Origin of the sequence: Streptomyces sp. NPDC016562 (assembly GCF_043076955.1) — a bacterium.
GTDB lineage: Bacteria > Actinomycetota > Actinomycetes > Streptomycetales > Streptomycetaceae > Streptomyces.
On sequence record NZ_JBIBRZ010000002.1, the window covers coordinates 614,143 to 632,214 of the forward strand.

Here is an 18,072-nt window from a genome sequence, read left to right on the forward strand (position 1 = left end):
TGCGGCTCAACGAAGGGCCCCTTCAGGTAGCGGCAATAGTGATCGTTCGCAAATACAGATGCGAATGGGGCGACTTTAGGTTGCACCTTCCGCGGAAAAGGTCCGCTTTCCCTTTGTGACGACCACCGCAGCGAAACGGTCATCGTCCGGTCACACGCGCCGCGCACGGCGGTCACGGCGGGCTGTGAGAGTCCGGTACATGCTCGCGACCCCTTCCCAGCAGGATCAGCACCGGCACCGGCCCCAGGACCAGAACCGCGAACGGGAGCTCCAGGTGCGCGCCCTGTCCGTCCCCGAGTACGAGGCGTTCCTCTCCCGGCACGGCCGGGCGAGCTTTCTGCAATACCCCTCGTGGGCCCGTGTGAAGGACCTCTGGCGCTCGGAAAGGGTCGGATGGCACTACCCGGGGGGTGAGATCGAGGGTGCCGGACTCGTTCTCTATCGCCAATTCCCGGGCACCCGCAAATACTTCGCCTACCTCCCCGAGGGCCCTGTCGCCGACTGGTCCGACCCGCACATAGACCGCTGGCTGACGCCCCTCATGCGTCATCTGCGCGCCGCCGGCGCCTTCGCCGTCCGCATCGGCCCCACCCCGGCCTACCGCCGCTGGGACGCCGCCACCGCCAAGGCCGCCACCGGGCCCGGCCGGCAGATATCCGACGTGCTCGCCACCGAGGTCGACCCGGTGGGCGCGGCCCTCGCCGACCGGCTGCGCACCCGGGGCTGGACGCGGTGCGGCGGCGAGAGTGACGGCGACGCGCAGCCCCGCCACGTCTTTCGCGTACCGCTCGCCGGCCGCTCCCTCGACGACGTGTGGGCGGGCCTGAACCAGGAGTGGCGGCGCAATGTGCGCAAGGCCACGAAGGCGGGCGTGGAGTGCGTCCTCGGCACCTCGGCCGACCTGCCCGAGTTCTACCGGCTGCTGCGCATCACCGAGGAGCGCGACGGCTTCCGGCTCGGCCGCTCCCTCGCGTACTACGAGCAGCAGTACCGGGTCCTGAACGAGGAGCAGCCCGGCCGGATGCGGCTCTACCTGGCCGTTCACCGGGGCGAGATCCTCGCCGCCCACACGATGATCGTCGCCGGCAGCCGGGTCTGGTACCAGACCGGCGCCTCCGCCGACCACCGGCGCGACGTGCGCCCCAGCAACGCCCTGCAGTGGCGCATGATGTGCGATGCGCACGCCCTCGGCGCGCAGGAGTACGACATGCGCGGGGTACCCTCCACCCTCGACCCCGACGAACGTTCCTTCGGGCTGCTGCGCTGGAAGCTCGGCACCGGCGGACAGGTCGTCGAGACGCTCGGCGAGTGGGAGACCCCGATGGACGGCTACACCAACACGGCGCTCTACAAGGCCTTCCAGGCCTACCTGGCCCGCCGGTGAGCAACGCCGCCACCGCCGAGGGCGCCGCCCCGGCCGCCGCGCCCGCACCGGCGAAGAGCTCGGTGCTGCGCAGCGGCGCCCTCATGGCGGCCGGTTCGATCGTCTCCCGCGCCACCGGCTTCCTGCGCTCCGCCGTCGTCGTGGCGGCGCTCGGCACCGGACTGCTCGGGGACGGCTACGCCGTCGCCAACACCGTCCCCAACATCGTTTACATGCTGCTCATCGGCGGCGCGCTCAACGCCGTCTTCGTCCCCGAACTGGTCCGCGCCGCCCGCGAACACGCCGACGGCGGCAGCGCCTACACCGACCGGCTGCTCACCGCCTGCACGGTGGCGCTCGTGGCGCTGACCGCCCTCGCCGTCCTCGCCGCCCCGCTGATCGTCTCGGTGTACACCGACTACGACGGGGCCCAGGCGACGACCACCACGGCCCTGGCCCGCTACTGCCTGCCGCAGATCCTCTTCTACGGGCTGTTCACCCTGCTCGGCCAGGTGCTGAACGCCCGCGGCCGGTTCGGCGCGATGATGTGGACCCCGGTCCTCAACAACCTCGTGATCATCGGCGTCTTCGGGCTCTTCCTCTCCTTCTCCCACGACGCGACGGCCGGGCTGACGGCCGCGCAGACCCGCCTCCTCGGGCTCGGCACCACCGCCGGCATCGTCGTCCAGGCCCTCGCCCTGATCCCCTCGCTGCGCGCCGCCCGCTTCCGCTGGCGCCCCCGGTTCGACTGGCGCGGCAGCGGCCTGGGCCGTCCGCTGCGCAACGCGGGCTGGCTGGTCATGCTCGTCCTCACCAACCAGATCGCCTACTGGGTCATCACCCGGCTGTCCACCACCACCGGACAGCACGCCGTCGAAGCGGGACTCGCGGGCGGCGCCGGCTACACCGCCTACAGCAACGCCTACCAGCTGTGGATCGTCCCGCAGGGCATCGTCACCGTGTCCCTCGTCACCGCCCTGATGCCCCGGATGAGCGCCGCCGCCTCCGACGGCGACCTGGGCAGGGTGCGGGCCGACGTCTCCTACGCGCTGCGCTCCAGCGCCGCCCTCGTCGTGCCGGCCGCCGCGCTCTTCGCCGCCCTCGCGCCCTGGGTGATGGGCAGCGTCTTCGGGTACGGGCGTACGGGCCCCGCCGACATCGCGGTCATGGCGGGCATGCTGATCGCCTTCGCGCCGGGCCTGATCGCCTTCTCCGCGCAGTACGTGCTCTCCCGCGGCTTCTACGCGCTCTCCGACACCCGCACCCCCTTCTTCCTCAACCTCACCATCGCCGCCCTCAACGCCGGGCTGGCGGCCACTGCCTACGCCCTGCTCCCGCCGCGCTGGGCGGTCACCGGCATGGCCGCCGCGTACTCCGTCGCCCTGTTCGCGGGCGCCGCCCTCACCGGCCACACCCTCGCCCGCCGGCTCGGCCCGCGCGCGGGCACGCGTACCGAGAGGCGGGCCAACGCCGTACGGACCCACCTGCGGCTGCTGACCGCCTGCGTGCCGGCGGCCGCCGCCGGGTACGCGGCGGCCCGCGCCGCCGACCCCTTCGGGGACTTCGCCGCCGTCGGGGCGGGAACCGCGGCCCTCGCGTTCGTCGTCGTCCTCCTCGCCGGGCCACTGCGCCTGACGGAGATCACCGACCTGCTGGGTTCCCTGCGGCGCAAGACGGGCCGATAACGGGAGGCCAGGCCGTTCCCACCCTGGATACTGACCGGATGCCACGCGTACTGCTGATCGAGGACGACCCTTCCATCCGGGAAGGAGTGGCTCTCGGCCTGCGCCGGCGCGGCCACGAGGTGAGAGCGGCCGAGACCGGTGAGGAGGGCCTCGCCCTGATGGGGGCCTTCCGGCCCGAACTCGTCCTGCTCGACCTGATGCTGCCCGGGATCAACGGCGTGCAGGTCTGCCACCGCATCCGCGAGACCAGCGAGGTGCCGATCATCATGCTCACCGCGCGCGGCGACGACTTCGACATCGTCATCGGCCTGGAGGCCGGAGCCGACGACTACATCGTCAAGCCCGCCCGCACCGAGGTCATAGAAGCCCGCATCAAGGCCGTACTGCGCCGCCTCATCGACCCGGTGGGCGTCCGCCCCGAGGTCGAGGTGCACGCCGAACTGGCCATCGACCGCAGCGGGCTCACCGTCGCCAAGAACGGCGAGCGCGTCGCCCTCGCCCCCAGCGAGCTCAAGCTCCTGCTGCACCTGTCGGCCTCGCCCGAGCAGGTCTTCTCCCGCCAGCAGCTCCTGGAGTACGTCTGGGACCACAGCTACCACGCCGACGCCCGCCTGGTGGACGCCTGCGTGCGCCGCCTGCGCCACAAGATCGAGGACCCGGCCGGAGCCCCCCGCTACATACAGACCGTGCGGGGCTTCGGCTACCGCTTCGGCCCGGTCCAGGGCCCGCGACGGTGAGACGCATAGCGCCGCTCGGCCTGCGCACCCGGCTCATCGCCGCCTTCCTGCTGGTCGCCGCGATCAGCGCCGTGACCACCGCCGCCTTCACCTACCAGCAGGCGCGCAACGCCATCCTCAAGCAGACCCAGGACACCGCCGTCAACACCCTGCGGGACCAGGTCGAGCAGCAGGAGATGCGCCTTCCCCTGACCCAGCAGGAGCTCCAGCGCGTCGTCATCGAGCTCGGCAAGCGCGGCAAACCCCACCCGTGGATCATCTTCGGCGAGTACGAGGACCTGCGCGTCTCCACCAATCCCGACACGCCGACCTCCACCGTGATCACCGAGGGCCTGCGGGAGAAGGTCCGCGAGAACCGGTACTCCGCCTTCCAGCGCGTCGAGGACCAGCGCGGCAACCCGTGGCTCACCATCGGCGTCCCCGCCCTCTTCGAGCACAACGGCTACCGCGAACCCACCGGCGCCGTCTTCTACGCCAGCGTCCCCCTCGCCACCGAGAAGCAGACCGTCCAGGCCATGGTCGACGCCGCCCAGCAGGGCGCCGTCCCGGGACTGGCCATCGCCGTCGTGCCCGCGCTGCTGGCCGCCCGCAGCGTGCTGCGGCCGGTCCGCGACATGCGCCGGGCCGCCCAGCGGATGGGCCGCGGCCGCCTCGACACCCGCATCGAGGTCCGGGGCGCCGACGAACTCGCCGGACTGGCCCGCACCTTCAACGAGACCGCCCGCGCCCTGGAGCAGTCGGTGACCGAGCTCCGCGAAGCCGAGACCCGCGCCCGCCGCTTCGCCTCCGACGTCTCCCACGAACTGCGCACCCCCCTCGCGGGGATGCTCGCCGTGACCGAGGTCCTCGACGAGGACGCCGCGCACCTGGACGCCGACACCGCCAAGGCCCTGCGCCTGGTGAGCGCCGAGACCGGCAAGCTCGCCGTCCTGGTCGAGGACCTGATGGAGATCTCCCGCTTCGACGCCCGGGCAGCCGAGCTCAACCTGGACGACGTGGACATCGCCGAATCCGTGCGCAAGACCCTCGAACGACGCCACTGGGACGACGAACGCGTCCTCGTCGAGCTGCCGTACGGGGTACGCGCCCGACTCGACCCGCGCCGCTTCGACGTGGTCCTCGCCAACCTCGTCGGCAACGCCCTGCGGCACGGCGGCGCGCCCGTGCGCGTCACCGTACGGACCGCAGCGGGCCAGGACGGCGGACGGCTGCTGATCGAGGTCGCCGACAGCGGGCCCGGCATCGCCCCGGAGGTCCTGCCGCACATCTTCGACCGCTTCTTCAAGGCCGACGCGGCGCGGACCCGCTCCGCCGGAAGCGGCCTCGGACTCGCCATCACCCTGGAGAACGTCCGCCTGCACGGCGGCACCCTCCGGGCGGCCAACGGCCGCCTCGGGGGAGCCGTCTTCACCCTCGACATGCCGTTGGAGGCCCGCGCATGACCGGATGGAAGAGGAGAACGCGGACCGCCGCGGTGCTGGCGGCCTCCTGCGTCCTGCTGCTCGCCGGATGCGGGATCAAGACCACCGGCGTGATCGACAGCGGCCACGCCGCCACGGTCAAGAGCCCCGGTGGAAAGACCGCCGTGCTCTACTTCGTCTCCAAGGACGGCAGCCGGCTCGTCCCGGTGCCGTTCCCCGTCGACAACGCCTACACCATCGCGCCCAGGGCGCTCCTCCTCCTGCTGCTGAACGGCCCCAGCGGCCCGGCCGAGGAAGCCGGCCTCACCACGGCGCTGCCCCCGCTGGCCCCCGGACACGAGTCGGCGCTGGCGGTGGGCCCGTACGCGCAGAGCACGGGGATCACGGTCCACCTGCCCTTCGCCGTGGCGGGACTGTCGAAGACGGCCCGCGACCAGCTGGTGTGCACCATCGGCGTCTCCGCCGTGCCGGACGTCATCACCCCGGTCGTCCTGCGCGACGCCAACACCACCTACCCGGCCGCCGAGTGCGAGGCGCGGAGCTGACGCGTGCGGCCGGCCCGCGGGCGCCCTCGCGGGAGCCGCACCCTTGCGGCCCCGCCGCACACCGGTCACGGTGGCCCCATGGACCACGCCGCGGACGGACCCGACGTCTTCGACCCCCGGATCTACGCCGAGGGCATCCCCCACGAGCGCTACCGGATCCTGCGCGAGCACCGCCCGGTCTCCTGGCAGGCCGAGCCCGAGATCGACGGCTGGCCGGCCGGACCCGGCTTCTGGGCGGTCACCCGGCACGCCGACGTCGTGCGCGTCCTGCGCGACCACCGGACGTACTCCTCCTGGCTGGGCGCCACCCAGATCCGCGACCCCGACCCCGCCGACCTGCCGTTCCTGCGCCGCACCATGCTCAACCAGGACCCGGCCAAGGCCGCCGGCGACCACGGCCGGCTGCGGCGGCTGGTGGCCCGGGCCTTCACCCCGGCCCGCGTCGACGCCTTCGCCGGACGGGTACGGGACCGCGCCCGGACCCTGCTCGCCGCCGCCCGGGACGGCGCCGAGGACGGCGCCGCCGACCTCGTGCGCACCGTCACCGACGAGTACGCGCTGCTGAACCTGACCGACCTGCTGGGCGTCCCGGCCGCCGACCGGGCACTGCTCCTGGAGTGGACCGTACGGATCATCGGCTACCAGGACCCCGAGGACGCGCCCGCGCCCCGGCTCGGCCCGGACGGCAAGCCCCTCAACCCGCGCTCCCCGGCGCTGCTCGGCGAGATGTTCGCGTACGCCCGCGACCTGGCCGCCCACAAGCGCATGCACCCCGGCGACGACGTGATGACCGCCCTGGCCGGGGCCGGACTGGACCCGGCCGAGCTGGAGATGTTCTTCTTCCTGCTCACCGTCGCGGGCAACGACACCGTGCGCAGCGCGGCCCCCGGCGGCCTGCTGGCCCTCGCCGGCGACCCGGACGCCTACCGCCGGCTCGCGGCGGGGCACCACTCCCCGGCGGGAGCGGTCGAGGAGCTCCTGCGCGTCCACCCGCCGGTGCTCAGCTTCCGCCGCACGGCCGCGGTGGACACCGAGCTCGCCGGGCAGCCCGTAGGGGCCGGGGACAAGGTGGTGGTCTTCCACGCCTCCGCCAACCACGACGAGCGCGTCTTCACCGACCCCGGCCGCCTCGACCTCGCCCGGACGCCCAACCCGCACGTCTCCTTCGGGGACGGCCCGCACGTCTGCCTCGGCGCCCACTTCGCCCGGCTCCAGCTGCGCGTCTTCTACGAGGAGTGGTGCGCGGCCATGCCGCCGCCCGAACTTGCGGGCCCCCCGCGCAGGCTCGTGTCCAACTTCATCAACGGGATCACACGGCTGCCGCTACGGGTGTCCGGGCCGCCTCGGTGACGTCGGCGACCAGCTCCGACACGTCCGGCCCGTAGGCATCGGAGTTGATCACCTTCAGCACGAGGCAGAAGGAGTCCCCGTGGTACGTGCGGGCCAGGCGCTGGTGGTGCCGGGCCAGATAGCGGGCCGCGGCCTGGTTGCTGTTGGCGGTCTGACCCGACAGCAGGAACACCGGTCGTGAGCCGCGCCCCGCCGTCAGCCGCGCCAGCAGGACGTACTCGACCTGGCCCATCTGCCAGCGGTAGGTCTCGCCGCCGACCTTGATGGACCCGCGGTCGGGACCGCGCTCCGTGGAGGTGTCGACCCGCACCCCCGGCAGCATGGAGCTCAGGTGTGCCGTCGTACGGGCGTTGGAGACGGGCCCGCCGACGCAGAACTCGGCGCGCTCGCCGAACCCCTGGCGGGCCGTGTCGTGGGTGACGATCTGCACGTTCGCCCCGCAGTCCTTGATCAGGGCGGATATCTCCAGCAGGGCGAAGGCGTCGTTGCGGTGCAGCGACGATTCGGTGCCGCCCATCTGCCGGTTGACCACGAACAGGCAGTCGGACCCGGTCGGCAGCCCGAAGAAGGCCTGCTTGCGGCGCAGTTCGCGGCGCGTGAGGTAGGTCCGGGTGAACCAGCCGAAGCCTCCGCTGAGCGCGGTGGCTATCACCCCGAGCACGATGTTGCGCACGTCGTCGTTCATGCGCGGGATGCTAGGGCATCGCCCGCGGGGGCTCATCCGCCGGTCCGCGCGGGGGCTCACCGACCGGCACAGGGCCGACGTCCTGACGGAACGCCACGGCGGCGGATAGGCTCGGCGGACGCTGCCACTGGAGGTCCGGATGCACCGTCCCGCCGCACGTCAGTTAGCGCTCGTCGCCCTCGCCGGGGCGCTGGTGTCCACGGGGGCCGCGGCGCCCCCGCAGGACTCCGCCCCGGCCAAGGTGCCCGTCGCCGCCGGCTACGGAGGGGCCGTCGCCAGCGTCGACGCCGACGCCTCGGCGGCCGGCATCGCGGTCCTGCGCTCCGGCGGGAACGCCGTGGACGCGGCCGTCGCCACCGCCGCCGCGCTCGGGGTCACCGAGCCCTACTCGGCGGGCATCGGCGGAGGCGGGTACTTCGTCTACTACGACGCCCGTTCGCGCCGCGTGCACACCATCGACGGCCGCGAGACCGCCCCGGCCACGGCCACCGCCGCGCTGTTCCAGGAGAACGGCCTGCCCATCCCCTTCGCCGAGGGCCAGACCAGCGGCCTCGGCGTCGGCGTCCCCGGCACCCCCGCCACCTGGAAGAGCGCCCTCGACGCCTGGGGCACCCGGCCGCTGCGCCACCTGCTGAAGCCCGCCGAGAAACTGGCCCGGGACGGCTTCACCGTGGACGCCACCTTCCGCGCCCAGACCGAGGCCAACCAGGCCCGGTTCAAGGACTTCCCGGACACCGCGAAGCTGTTCCTGCCCGGCGGCGCCCTGCCGGTGGTCGGCTCCACCTTCAAGAACCCCGACCTGGCCGCCACGTACGCCGAGCTCGCCCGCAAGGGCACCGGCGCGCTCTACCGGGGCCCCCTCGCCGAGGACATCGTCGACGCCGTCCGCAAGCCCCCGGTGGACCCGGCGGCCACCCGCACCGTCCGCCCCGGCGACCTGACCACCGGCGACCTGCGCGCGTACGAGACCAAACGGCAGGCCCCGACCCAAGTGAGCTACCGGGGCCTGGACGTCTACAGCATGGCGCCCTCCTCCTCCGGCGGCACCACCGTCGGCGAGGCGCTGAACATCCTGGAGGGCAGCGACCTCGCGCAGCTGTCCGAGACGCAGTACCTGCACCGGTTCATCGAGGCCTCCCGGATCTCCTTCGCCGACCGCGGCCGCTGGGTCGGAGACCCGGCCGCCGAGGACGTGCCGACGCGGGAGCTGCTCTCCCAGCGGTACGCGGACACGCGTGCCTGCCTGATCAAGCCCGACCGGGCGCTGACCAGCCCGCTCGCCCCCGGCGACCCGCGGAACCCAGCGCCGTGCGCCACCACCGGGCAGGCCGCGCCGACCACGTACGAAGGGGAGAACACCACGCACCTGACGGTCGCCGACCGCTGGGGCAACGTCGTCTCCTACACCCTGACCATCGAGTCCACCGGCGGCAGCGCGATCACGGTCCCCGGGCGCGGCTTCCTCCTGAACAACGAGCTCACCGACTTCTCCTTCGCCCCGGCCGCGCCGGGCGTCCCGGATCCGAACCTGCCCGGCCCCGGCAAGCGGCCGCGCTCGTCGATGTCCCCGACCATCGTGCTGGAGGAGGGCCGCCCGGTCCTGGCGGTCGGCTCCCCGGGCGGCGCCACGATCATCACCACCGTCCTGCAGACCCTGACCGGCCACCTGGACCGGGGCCTGCCGCTGGTCGACGCGATCGCCGCGCCGCGGGCCAGCCAGCGCAACCAGAGCACCACCGAGCTGGAGCCGGGCCTGTGGAACAGCCCGCTGCGGACCTCGCTGGAGGCACTGGGTCACGGCTTCCGGCAGAACCCGGAGATCGGCGCCGCCACCGGCGTCCAGCGCCTGCCGGACGGCCGCTGGCTGGCGGCGGCCGAGACCACGCGCCGGGGCGGGGGCTCGGCGATGGTCGTCCACCCGCACGGCAAGCCGTAGCAGGCACTTGAGCGGGGGTGGGATCGGCGGCCGTTAGACCGCGGTGAGGATCCGCGGGCCGTCGGCGGTGATCGCGACCGTGTGCTCCGCGTGAGCGGCGCGGCTGCCGTCGACGGTCCGCAGGGTCCAGCCGTCGTCGTCGCACCGGTAGTCGTCCGTACCGCCCGCGGTCAGCATGGGCTCGATGGCGAGGACCATGCCGGGGCGCAGCTTCATGCCGCGTCCCGGCGGCCCCTCGTTGGGCACGCCCGGGTCCTCGTGCATGGCGCGGCCGATGCCGTGGCCGCCGAAGCCGTCCGGGACCCCGTATCCGGCGGCGCGGCAGACCGTACCGATCGCGTGGGCGATGTCCCCGATCCTGTTGCCCGGCACGGCGGCGGCGATCCCGGCGGCGAGCGCCGCCTCGGCGGCCGCGATCAGCCGGAGGTCGGCGGGGCGGGGCCTGCCGACGGTGAAGCTGACCGCCGCGTCCCCGACCCAGCCGTCGAGCTTCGCCCCGCAGTCGATGCTGACCAGATCGCCGTCGCGCAAGCGGTAGGTGTCCGGGATGCCGTGCACGATCGCGTCGTTGACCGAGGCGCACACCACGGCGGGGAAGGGCACCGGGGCGAACCGCGGCCGGTAGCCCAGGAAGGGTGAGCTCGCCCCGGCCTCCCGGAGCACTCCTCGCGCCACCCCGTCCAGCTCCAGCAGGGACATCCCCACGCGGGCGGCCGCCCGTACGGCGGCCAGCGTCTGGGCCACCACCCGGCCCGCGGCGCGCATCTCGTCGATCTCTCGGTCCGTCTTCAGTTCCACCATGCCAATAACTATACCGGTATAAGAATAACGGGATAGTTATTGGGCTGCGGGGTAGGATGAGGGCATGGTTCGTACCCCTCTCACCCCCGAAGAGCGCGAGCGCGGCGAGCGGCTGGGCGCGCTGCTGCGCGAAGCCCGGGGCGGGCGCAGCATGGTGGAGGTCGCGGCCGGGGCCGGGCTCTCCGCCGAGACCCTCCGCAAGATCGAGACGGGCCGGGCGCCCACCCCGGCCTTCTTCACGGTCGCGGCCCTCGCCGAGGCGCTCGGACTCTCGCTGGACGACCTGCTCAGGCGCAGCGCCGCGGTCCCCGCCTGACGTCTCCTCTGGCACTGTCCTCTGGTCGGTGGATCTGCCGTTCGGGCGGGCCCGCAGGCCGATCGGCCCAATCGCGGTGGGACCGCCGGAGCGCGGGGGAAGCGTGATTGCGTGTCAGCCACGAACGCATCCCAGCGACTCGGTTTCGGCCTCGTCGGCGCCCTCCTCGCGGGCGGTCTCCTGCTCGCGGCCTGCGCCGTCCCGGACGGCCGGCCGCGCTCCGGTGACGTGCTCGTCCACCACCCGGGCGTCGTCGCCGGCCACACCGAGCTACAGCGCGCGACGCCGTGAGGATCAAGGACGCCGATGCGCCTGGTCCGCGTCATCCGGCGGGGCGCGGACCGCCGGGCACCCACCGGGCCCGGCCCCGCTCCGCCCGCTTAGGGTCTCGCTATGGATCTCGAAGAGCTCGGCAGGGCGCGGTACGTCAGTCTGACCACCTTCCGCAAGGACGGCACGGCCGTGGCCACGCCGGTGTGGGCGGCCGCCGACGGCGGTGAGCTGTACGTGTGGACGCGCAGCGATTCGTGGAAGGTCAAGCGCATCAGGAACAGCGGCCGGGTCACCGTCACCGCGTGCGATGTGCGCGGGCGCGTGGTGGAAGGCGCGCCCGTGCGGGAGGGCGAGGCCCGGCTGCTCGACGAGGCGGGGCTGCGGCGGGTGCGGAAGCTGCTGTCGCGCAAGTACACGTGGCAGTTCTGGATGGTGGACGTACCGGCCACCCTGGCGCGGCGGGGCAAGCGCCCGCACACCGCGATCGCCGTCAAGCTTTGAGGCTCCCGTAGCCCGCCCGTAACACGGGTGGGGTCCAATGCGGTCATGGAGAGCGCGACTTCGCCGGCGATCAGTCAACTCTGCGCGTACTTGCGGGGGTTGACGCAGAGACTGGATCCCGGGGCAGGCTGGTACGGGGAGTTCCTGCGCCGGGATCCGGAGGGGATGCGGGCCTGTCTCGACGGGGCCGCGATGCCGCCCTGGGACGTGGTGGAGTCGCTGCTGCGGGACCTGGCGGTGGCGCGGGGCGCGGAGTTCGCGGCGCGCGAGAGCGCCCACGCGGCGCGGCTGCGCGCCGCGGCCGTCACCGTGTGGGACCGGCTGCCGGGCGGTGAGGCGGAGCTACGGACCCTGCTCGCGGCGTCCGCCTCCCAGCGGGCCGAGTCCGAGACGGCCCTGCGCAGCCTGACGACGCGGCTCGGCACGACCACCGACCGCGCCGAGGCCGACGCCCTGGCCCGAGAGCTCTCCTGGACCCAGGACGACGCAACCCGCGCCGCCGCCCGCCACGAGGACCTCACGTCCCGCCTGACGACCCTACAAGCCGCCCCCCTCACCCCACCCCCGTCCCCACCACCCCCCGGACGAACCAACCCCGCCCCACCGCCGCCCCCACCCACCGGACCCGCCGAAGCCCAGACGGCACCCAAGCCGTGGGCAGGGTGGGCCGAAGCCCAGGCGGCGGACGAGCCGTGGGCCGGGAGTGGCGAAGTCGGGTCGGTGCCCCGGGTGTCGGCCGGGCAGGCCGCGTACGACGGGGAGTCGGAGTGGGGTGGAGGGGCCGGGGCTGGTGACGCCGGGCCCGTGGCGCCGGTGGGGCGGGCCGAGGGGCGGTGGTTGCGGGGTGGGCGGCGGGCCGGGGGTGCCCGGTACGCCGGCTCGGCCGCCCCCGCCGCCCCGGCGTTCACCGCCCCGCCGGGCCACCCGGGCGGCACCGGCGCGGAGCCCGGGTCCGAGCCCGGCGAGCTCCCCGCGCCCCGCGGCGCCCGCTTCGGCACCCCGCAGGATTCGGCGCCCCGCGGTGCCCGCTTCGGCCGCCGCGAAGGGCGGGACGCCGAATCCGTCGCCCCGGGCGTCCGCGGGGGCCGGCCGGAGCCGGTGGCCGCTGAGACGCCCGCCGGGGGCGGGGAGCGGCCCGGTCATCCCCGGGGCGGCGGAGAGCGTCGCGCGGAGGACCTCGCCGCCGAGCTGCTCGCGCTGCGCGCGCAAGGGCGGAGCGGGGAGGCGCACGCGCTGCTGTGCGAGGCCGCGGCCTGGCCCGCAGGGCGGTTGCCCGCACTGGCCGCCGAACTGGCCCGCGCCGGGCTCGCCGCGGACTGGGACACCCTGCTCTGGGAGGCGGCCTCGCTCCCGCCCGGGCACCTCGCGGCCACCGCCGCCGCCCTCGGTGACGCCGGCCGCCAGGCCGACTGCGACCGCCTGCTGCGCCAGGGCGCGGCCCGCCCGGCCGCCGAGGTCGCGGCCGCGGCGCTCGCCCTCGACGAGGCAGGCCGGATCCGGGAGGCCGAGGCCCTCCTCGGCGCCTTCGTCCGGGTCCGCACCGCCGAGGAGGCGGCCGGGCTGGCCCGCCGCGACCCGCAGTGGTTCGCCCCGCGCCTGCTCAGCGCGGCCCGCGCCCTGGCCGGGCCCCACCACCGCGACCTCGCCCACGCCTTACGCGTGGCAGGCCTCGTCACGCCCTGAACCAAGACACAACCCGCCCGTCTGCTGACCGCAATCGACCGAGGGGTGACGTAACGAGATCGACTACTCCAACTGTGCAAGGCGGTCTTGCCCCGGGCTGTGACGAGGCCTACGTTCTACTCCCTACGTACTCCGTCTACGTGCGTAGAACCCGGCGTTCCCGTTCGCGAGGAGCAGCTCATGGCCCAAGTCGTCCGCGCCGCGCTGGTCCAGGCCACCTGGACCGGAGACACCGAATCGATGATCGCCAAACACGAGGCGCACGCCCGCCGGGCCGCCGCCCAGGGCGCGCAGATCATCGGCTTCCAGGAAGTGTTCAACGCCCCCTACTTCTGCCAGGTCCAGGAGCCCGAGCACTACCGCTGGGCCGAGCCCGTCCCCGACGGCCCGACCGTCCGCCGCATGCAGGACCTCGCCCGCGAGACCGGCATGGTGATCGTCGTACCGGTCTTCGAGCTGGAGAGCGCGGGCTTCTACTACAACACCGCGGCCGTCATCGACTCCGACGGCAGCTACCTCGGCAAGTACCGCAAGCACCACATCCCCCAGGTCAGGGGATTCTGGGAGAAGTACTACTTCCGCCCCGGAAACCTCGGCTGGCCGGTCTTCGACACCGCCGTCGGCAAGGTCGGCGTCTACATCTGCTACGACCGCCACTTCCCCGAGGGCTGGCGCCAACTGGGACTCGCCGGAGCCCAGTTGGTCTACAACCCCTCCGCCACCCACCGCGGCCTCTCCTCGCACCTGTGGCAGCTGGAACAGCCCGCCTCCGCCGTCGCCAACGAGTACTTCATCGCCGCCATCAACCGGGTCGGCCAAGAGGAGTACGGCGACAACGACTTCTACGGCACCAGCTACTTCGTCGACCCGCGCGGCCAGTTCGTCGGCGACGTCGCCAGCGACAAGGAAGAGGAACTCCTCGTCCGCGACCTCGACTTCGGCCTCATCGAAGAGGTCCGCACCCAATGGGCCTTCTACCGCGACCGCCGCCCCGACGCCTACGGAGGACTCGTACAGCCGTGACCAACCCGATCCCGCTCCACAGCCGCCACCGCACCGTCCTGCCCGACTGGCTCGCGCTCTACTACAAGCACCCCATCGAGCTCACCCACGGCGAGGGCCGCCACGTCTGGGACGCCGACGGCAACCGCTACCTCGACTTCTTCGGCGGCATCCTCACCACGATGACCGCGCACGCCCTGCCCGAGGTCACCAAGGCCGTCTCCGAACAGGCCGGGCGGATCATCCACTCCTCCACGCTCTACCTCAACCGGCCGATGATCGAGCTGGCCGAGCGGGTCGCCGCCCTGTCCGGAATCCCCGACGCCCGCGTCTTCTTCACCACGTCCGGCACCGAGGCCAACGACACCGCCCTGCTGCTCGCGACCACGTACCGCCGCTCCAACCAGATCCTGGCGATGCGCAACAGCTACCACGGCCGGTCCTTCTCCACCGTCTCGATCACCGGCAACCGGGGCTGGTCCCCGACCAGCCTCTCGCCGCTCCAGACGTACTACGTGCACGGCGCGGTCCGCTCCCGCGGCCCCTTCGCCCACCTCGACGACACCGCCTTCACCGCGGCCGCCGTCGCGGACCTGGAGGACGTACTGGGCCAGGCCCGCGGGGGAGTGGCCGCACTCATCGCCGAACCCGTCCAGGGCGTCGGTGGGTTCACCTCCCCGCCCGACGGCCTGTACGGCGCGTTCCGCGAGGTCCTGGACCGCCACGGCATCCTGTGGATCAGCGACGAGGTGCAGACCGGCTGGGGCCGCACCGGCGACCACTTCTGGGGCTGGCAGGCCCACGCCCAGAACGGCCCGCCGGACATCCTCACCTTCGCCAAGGGCATCGGCAACGGCATGTCCATCGGCGGCGTCGTGGCCCGCGCCGAGGTGATGAACTGCCTCGACTCCAACTCCATCTCCACCTTCGGCGGTTCCCCCGTCACCATGGCCGCCGGCGTCGCCAACCTCGCGTACCTGCTGGAACACGACCTCCAGGGCAACGCCCGCCGTGTCGGCGGCCTCCTCCTGGAGCGGCTGAGGGCCATCGCCGCGCACGTGCCCGCCGTGCGGGAGGTCCGCGGCCGGGGCCTGATGGCCGGCCTGGAACTGACGAAGCCCGGTACCGACGAGGCCGACCCGGACGCGGCCGCCGCCGTACTGGAAGCGGCCCGCGAAGGCGGCCTGCTGCTGGGCAAGGGCGGCGGTCACAACACCAGCGTGCTGCGCATCGCCCCGCCGCTCTCCCTCACCGTCTCCGAGGCGGAAGAGGGCGCCGAGATCCTCGAACGGGCTCTGCGCAGCGTCCAGTAGGGGGACCCACCATCCAGTAGGGGGACTCACCCATGAGCATCCGCACCCTGATCCGCGGCGGCCTCGTCGTCACCGCCGCCGACGAACTGCACGCGGACGTCCTGATCGAGGACGGCCGCGTGGCCGCCCTCGCCGCGCACGGCTCGGCCGCCGCCGCGGCCTGGACGGCCGACCGCACCATCGACGCGACCGGGAAGTACGTCATCCCGGGCGGGGTCGACGCGCACACCCACATGGAGCTGCCCTTCGGCGGCACCTCCGCCTCGGACACCTTCGAGACGGGCACCCGGGCCGCGGCCTGGGGCGGCACCACCACCATCGTCGACTTCGCGGTGCAGAGCGTGGGCCACGCCCTGCGCGAGGGGCTCGACGCCTGGTACGCCAAGGCCGACGGGCAGTGCGCGATCGACTACGCCTTCCACATGATCCTCTCGGACGTCAACGAGCACACGCTGAAGGAGATGGACCTCCTCGTCGAGGAGGGAGTCACCTCCTTCAAGCTGTTCATGGCCTACCCGGGCGTCTTCTACAGCGACGACGGACAGATCCTGCGGGCCATGCAGCGGGCCTCGGGCAACGGCGGGCTGATCATGATGCACGCCGAGAACGGCATCGCGATCGACGTCCTCGTCGAACAGGCCCTGGCGCGCGGGGAGACCGACCCCCGCCACCACGGCGAGGTCCGCAAGGTGCTCCTGGAGGCGGAGGCCACCCACCGTGCCATCCAGCTCGCCCGGGTCGCCGGGTCCCCCCTGTACGTGGTCCACGTCTCGGCGCAGGAGGCGGTGGCCGAGCTGGCCGCCGCCCGGGACAAGGGCCTGCCCGTCTTCGGGGAGACCTGCCCGCAGTACCTGTTCCTGTCCACCGACAACCTGGCGGAGCCCGACTTCCAGGGTGCCAAGTACGTCTGCTCCACCCCGCTGAGGCCGCGCGAGCACCAGGCGGCCCTGTGGCGGGGGCTGCGGACGAACGACCTCCAGGTGGTCTCCACCGACCACTGCCCGTTCTGCTTCCGCGGCCAGAAGGAGCTGGGCCGGGGCGACTTCTCCAAGATCCCGAACGGCCTGCCGGGGGTGGAGAACCGCATGGACCTCCTCCACCAGGCGGTCCTGGACGGGCACATCAGCCGCCGCCGCTGGATCGAGATCGCCTGCGCGACCCCGGCCCGGATGTTCGGCCTCTACCCGCAGAAGGGCACCATCGCGCCGGGCTCCGACGCCGACATCGTCCTCTACGATCCGCACGCCGAGCAGGTCATCTCCGCCGAGACCCACCACATGAACGTGGACTACTCGGCGTACGAGGGCAAGCGGATCACCGGACGCGTCGACACCGTGCTCTCGCGCGGCGAACTCGTCATCGAGCAGCGCGAATTCACCGGCCGGGCCGGCCACGGGGTGTTCATCCCGCGCTCCACCTGCCAGTACCTGTAAGGAGAGTCCCGTATGGACTTTGGCCTCGTCCTCCAGACCGACCCGCCGGCCTCCCAGGTCGTCAGCCTCATGAAGCGCGCCGAACGCAACGGCTTCCGCTACGGCTGGACCTTCGACTCGGCGGTCCTCTGGCAGGAGCCGTTCGTGATCTACAGCCAGATCCTGGCCCACACGCAGAAGCTTCACGTCGGCCCGATGGTGACCAATCCGGGCACCCGCACCTGGGAGGTCACCGCCTCCACCTTCGCCACCCTCAACGACATGTACGGCAACCGCACCGTCTGCGGGATCGGGCGGGGCGACTCGGCCATGCGGGTCGCCGGGCGCAAGCCCAACACCCTGGCCCGGCTCGGCGAGGCCATCGACGTCATCCGCGACCTGGCGGAGGGCCGCGAGGCGGTCGTCGACGGCAGCCCGATCCGGATCCCGTGGATCCGCGAGGGCAAGCTCCCCGTCTGGATGGCTGCGTACGGGCCGAAGGCCCTCGCGCTGGCCGGCCAGAAGGCGGACGGGTTCATCCTCCAGCTCGCCGACCTCTACCTCACCGAGTGGATGGTGAAGTCGGTCCGGCAGGCCGCGGCGGAGGCCGGCCGTGACCCGTCCGCGGTCACCATCTGCGTGGCCGCCCCGGCGTACGTGAGCGCGGACCTGGCGCACGCCCGCGACCAGTGCCGCTGGTTCGGCGGGATGGTCGGCAACCACGTCGCGGACCTCGTCGGCCGTTACGGCGAGCACTCCTCGATGGTCCCCGACGAGCTCACCGAGTACATCAAGGCCCGCCAGGGCTACGACTACAGCCACCACGGCCGCGCCGGAAACCCCTCCACCGACTTCGTCCCCGACGAGATCGTCGACCGCTTCTGCCTGCTCGGCCCGGTCGAGGCGCACATCGAGAAGCTGCGCGCCCTGCGCGACCTGGGCGTGGACCAGTTCGCGGTGTACGACATGCACGACGCGAGGGAAGCGACCATCGACGCGTACGGCGAGCACGTCATCCCGGCGCTGCGTGACTGATCCCCGCCCGTGAG

General features: G+C 73.1%; 17 protein-coding genes. 15 read left to right on the plus strand and 2 right to left on the minus strand.

Going from position 1 to position 18,072, the window contains the following annotated elements:
* The first annotated feature begins 199 nt into the window (after positions 1-199).
* The 6 genes from ACF059_RS10580 (at position 200) to ACF059_RS10605 (ending at position 7,101) form a co-directional block, all read left to right on the plus strand.
* Positions 200-1,384, plus strand: a complete 1,185-nt coding sequence (locus ACF059_RS10580) for a peptidoglycan bridge formation glycyltransferase FemA/FemB family protein (protein ID WP_361947501.1) — start codon at positions 200-202, stop codon at positions 1,382-1,384.
* Positions 1,381-3,048, plus strand: coding sequence for a murein biosynthesis integral membrane protein MurJ (murJ, locus tag ACF059_RS10585; protein ID WP_392054282.1), 1,668 nt, complete (start codon positions 1,381-1,383; stop codon positions 3,046-3,048). Before ACF059_RS10580 ends, murJ begins: the two co-directional genes overlap by 4 nt.
* 38 nt (positions 3,049-3,086) lie before the next feature.
* The gene (locus ACF059_RS10590) at positions 3,087-3,785 is read left to right on the plus strand and encodes a response regulator transcription factor (protein WP_360889436.1); all 699 of its coding nucleotides are present in this window, start codon (positions 3,087-3,089) and stop codon (positions 3,783-3,785) included.
* Positions 3,782-5,227 carry an ATP-binding protein gene (locus ACF059_RS10595; protein ID WP_392054285.1) on the plus strand — a complete coding sequence of 482 codons (1,446 nt, stop codon included), beginning with the start codon at positions 3,782-3,784 and terminating at the stop codon, positions 5,225-5,227. The genes ACF059_RS10590 and ACF059_RS10595 overlap by 4 nt, the downstream gene beginning before the upstream one ends.
* Positions 5,224-5,751: a hypothetical protein gene (locus ACF059_RS10600; protein WP_392054288.1), complete on the plus strand. Its 528-nt coding sequence runs from the start codon at positions 5,224-5,226 to the stop codon at positions 5,749-5,751. The genes ACF059_RS10595 and ACF059_RS10600 overlap by 4 nt, the downstream gene beginning before the upstream one ends.
* A gap of 78 nt (positions 5,752-5,829) precedes the next feature.
* The gene (locus ACF059_RS10605; protein WP_392054291.1) at positions 5,830-7,101 is read left to right on the plus strand and encodes a cytochrome P450; all 1,272 of its coding nucleotides are present in this window, start codon (positions 5,830-5,832) and stop codon (positions 7,099-7,101) included.
* On the opposite strand, the gene ACF059_RS10610 is transcribed toward ACF059_RS10605, so the two are convergent.
* Positions 7,061-7,786 carry a hypothetical protein gene (locus tag ACF059_RS10610; protein ID WP_366864127.1) on the minus strand — a complete coding sequence of 242 codons (726 nt, stop codon included), beginning with the start codon at positions 7,784-7,786 and terminating at the stop codon, positions 7,061-7,063. The two genes, ACF059_RS10605 and ACF059_RS10610, sit on opposite strands and share 41 nt — an antisense overlap.
* Before the next feature lie 139 nt (positions 7,787-7,925).
* Between ACF059_RS10610 and ggt the strand changes: the two genes are divergently transcribed.
* On the plus strand, positions 7,926-9,722 hold the full coding sequence (gene ggt / locus ACF059_RS10615) for a gamma-glutamyltransferase (protein ID WP_392054294.1): 1,797 nt from the start codon (positions 7,926-7,928) through the stop codon (positions 9,720-9,722).
* Between the two features lie 33 nt (positions 9,723-9,755).
* Here ggt and map read toward each other — a convergent pair whose 3' ends face one another.
* A complete protein-coding gene (map, locus tag ACF059_RS10620) occupies positions 9,756-10,523 on the minus strand; it encodes a type I methionyl aminopeptidase (protein ID WP_392054297.1) in 768 nt (255 codons plus the stop codon).
* A 64-nt stretch (positions 10,524-10,587) separates the two neighbouring features.
* Here map and ACF059_RS10625 point away from each other — a divergent pair, with 64 nt between their 5' ends.
* The 8 genes from ACF059_RS10625 (at position 10,588) to ACF059_RS10660 (ending at position 18,058) form a co-directional block, all read left to right on the plus strand.
* Entirely contained in the window at positions 10,588-10,839 is a 252-nt protein-coding gene (locus ACF059_RS10625) for a helix-turn-helix transcriptional regulator (RefSeq protein WP_361939329.1), read from the plus strand.
* A 111-nt stretch (positions 10,840-10,950) separates the two neighbouring features.
* Positions 10,951-11,130, plus strand: a complete 180-nt coding sequence (locus ACF059_RS10630) for a hypothetical protein (protein WP_392054299.1) — start codon at positions 10,951-10,953, stop codon at positions 11,128-11,130.
* Positions 11,131-11,232: 102 nt separating this feature from the next.
* The gene (locus ACF059_RS10635) at positions 11,233-11,613 is read left to right on the plus strand and encodes a PPOX class F420-dependent oxidoreductase (protein WP_360889408.1); all 381 of its coding nucleotides are present in this window, start codon (positions 11,233-11,235) and stop codon (positions 11,611-11,613) included.
* A gap of 99 nt (positions 11,614-11,712) precedes the next feature.
* Positions 11,713-13,296, plus strand: a complete 1,584-nt coding sequence (locus tag ACF059_RS10640; protein ID WP_392054303.1) for a hypothetical protein — start codon at positions 11,713-11,715, stop codon at positions 13,294-13,296.
* A gap of 180 nt (positions 13,297-13,476) precedes the next feature.
* The gene (locus ACF059_RS10645) at positions 13,477-14,319 is read left to right on the plus strand and encodes a nitrilase-related carbon-nitrogen hydrolase (RefSeq protein ID WP_392054306.1); all 843 of its coding nucleotides are present in this window, start codon (positions 13,477-13,479) and stop codon (positions 14,317-14,319) included.
* Positions 14,316-15,611: an aspartate aminotransferase family protein gene (locus ACF059_RS10650; RefSeq protein WP_392054309.1), complete on the plus strand. Its 1,296-nt coding sequence runs from the start codon at positions 14,316-14,318 to the stop codon at positions 15,609-15,611. Before ACF059_RS10645 ends, ACF059_RS10650 begins: the two co-directional genes overlap by 4 nt.
* A 32-nt stretch (positions 15,612-15,643) precedes the next feature.
* Positions 15,644-17,044 (plus strand): dihydropyrimidinase, encoded by a 1,401-nt coding sequence (hydA, locus tag ACF059_RS10655; RefSeq protein WP_392054312.1) that lies wholly within the window; start codon positions 15,644-15,646, stop codon positions 17,042-17,044.
* Positions 17,045-17,056: 12 nt separating this feature from the next.
* Positions 17,057-18,058, plus strand: a complete 1,002-nt coding sequence (locus tag ACF059_RS10660) for a TIGR03842 family LLM class F420-dependent oxidoreductase (RefSeq protein ID WP_392054315.1) — start codon at positions 17,057-17,059, stop codon at positions 18,056-18,058.
* Positions 18,059-18,072 lie beyond the last annotated feature (14 nt).

Excerpts from the sequence above, each read along its gene's own strand:
- ACF059_RS10580 (WP_361947501.1), top strand. The coding sequence starts at position 200 with ATGCTCGCGACCCCTTCCCAGCAGGATCAGCACCGGCACCGGCCCCAG.
- ACF059_RS10590 (WP_360889436.1), top strand. The coding sequence starts at position 3,087 with ATGCCACGCGTACTGCTGATCGAGGACGACCCTTCCATCCGGGAAGGA.
- ACF059_RS10600 (WP_392054288.1), top strand. The coding sequence starts at position 5,224 with ATGACCGGATGGAAGAGGAGAACGCGGACCGCCGCGGTGCTGGCGGCC.
- ACF059_RS10605 (WP_392054291.1), top strand. The coding sequence starts at position 5,830 with ATGGACCACGCCGCGGACGGACCCGACGTCTTCGACCCCCGGATCTAC.
- ACF059_RS10610 (WP_366864127.1), bottom strand. The coding sequence starts at position 7,786 with ATGAACGACGACGTGCGCAACATCGTGCTCGGGGTGATAGCCACCGCG.
- ggt (WP_392054294.1), top strand. The coding sequence starts at position 7,926 with ATGCACCGTCCCGCCGCACGTCAGTTAGCGCTCGTCGCCCTCGCCGGG.
- map (WP_392054297.1), bottom strand. The coding sequence starts at position 10,523 with ATGGTGGAACTGAAGACGGACCGAGAGATCGACGAGATGCGCGCCGCG.
- ACF059_RS10625 (WP_361939329.1), top strand. The coding sequence starts at position 10,588 with ATGGTTCGTACCCCTCTCACCCCCGAAGAGCGCGAGCGCGGCGAGCGG.
- ACF059_RS10635 (WP_360889408.1), top strand. The coding sequence starts at position 11,233 with ATGGATCTCGAAGAGCTCGGCAGGGCGCGGTACGTCAGTCTGACCACC.
- ACF059_RS10645 (WP_392054306.1), top strand. The coding sequence starts at position 13,477 with ATGGCCCAAGTCGTCCGCGCCGCGCTGGTCCAGGCCACCTGGACCGGA.
- hydA (WP_392054312.1), top strand. The coding sequence starts at position 15,644 with ATGAGCATCCGCACCCTGATCCGCGGCGGCCTCGTCGTCACCGCCGCC.
- ACF059_RS10660 (WP_392054315.1), top strand. The coding sequence starts at position 17,057 with ATGGACTTTGGCCTCGTCCTCCAGACCGACCCGCCGGCCTCCCAGGTC.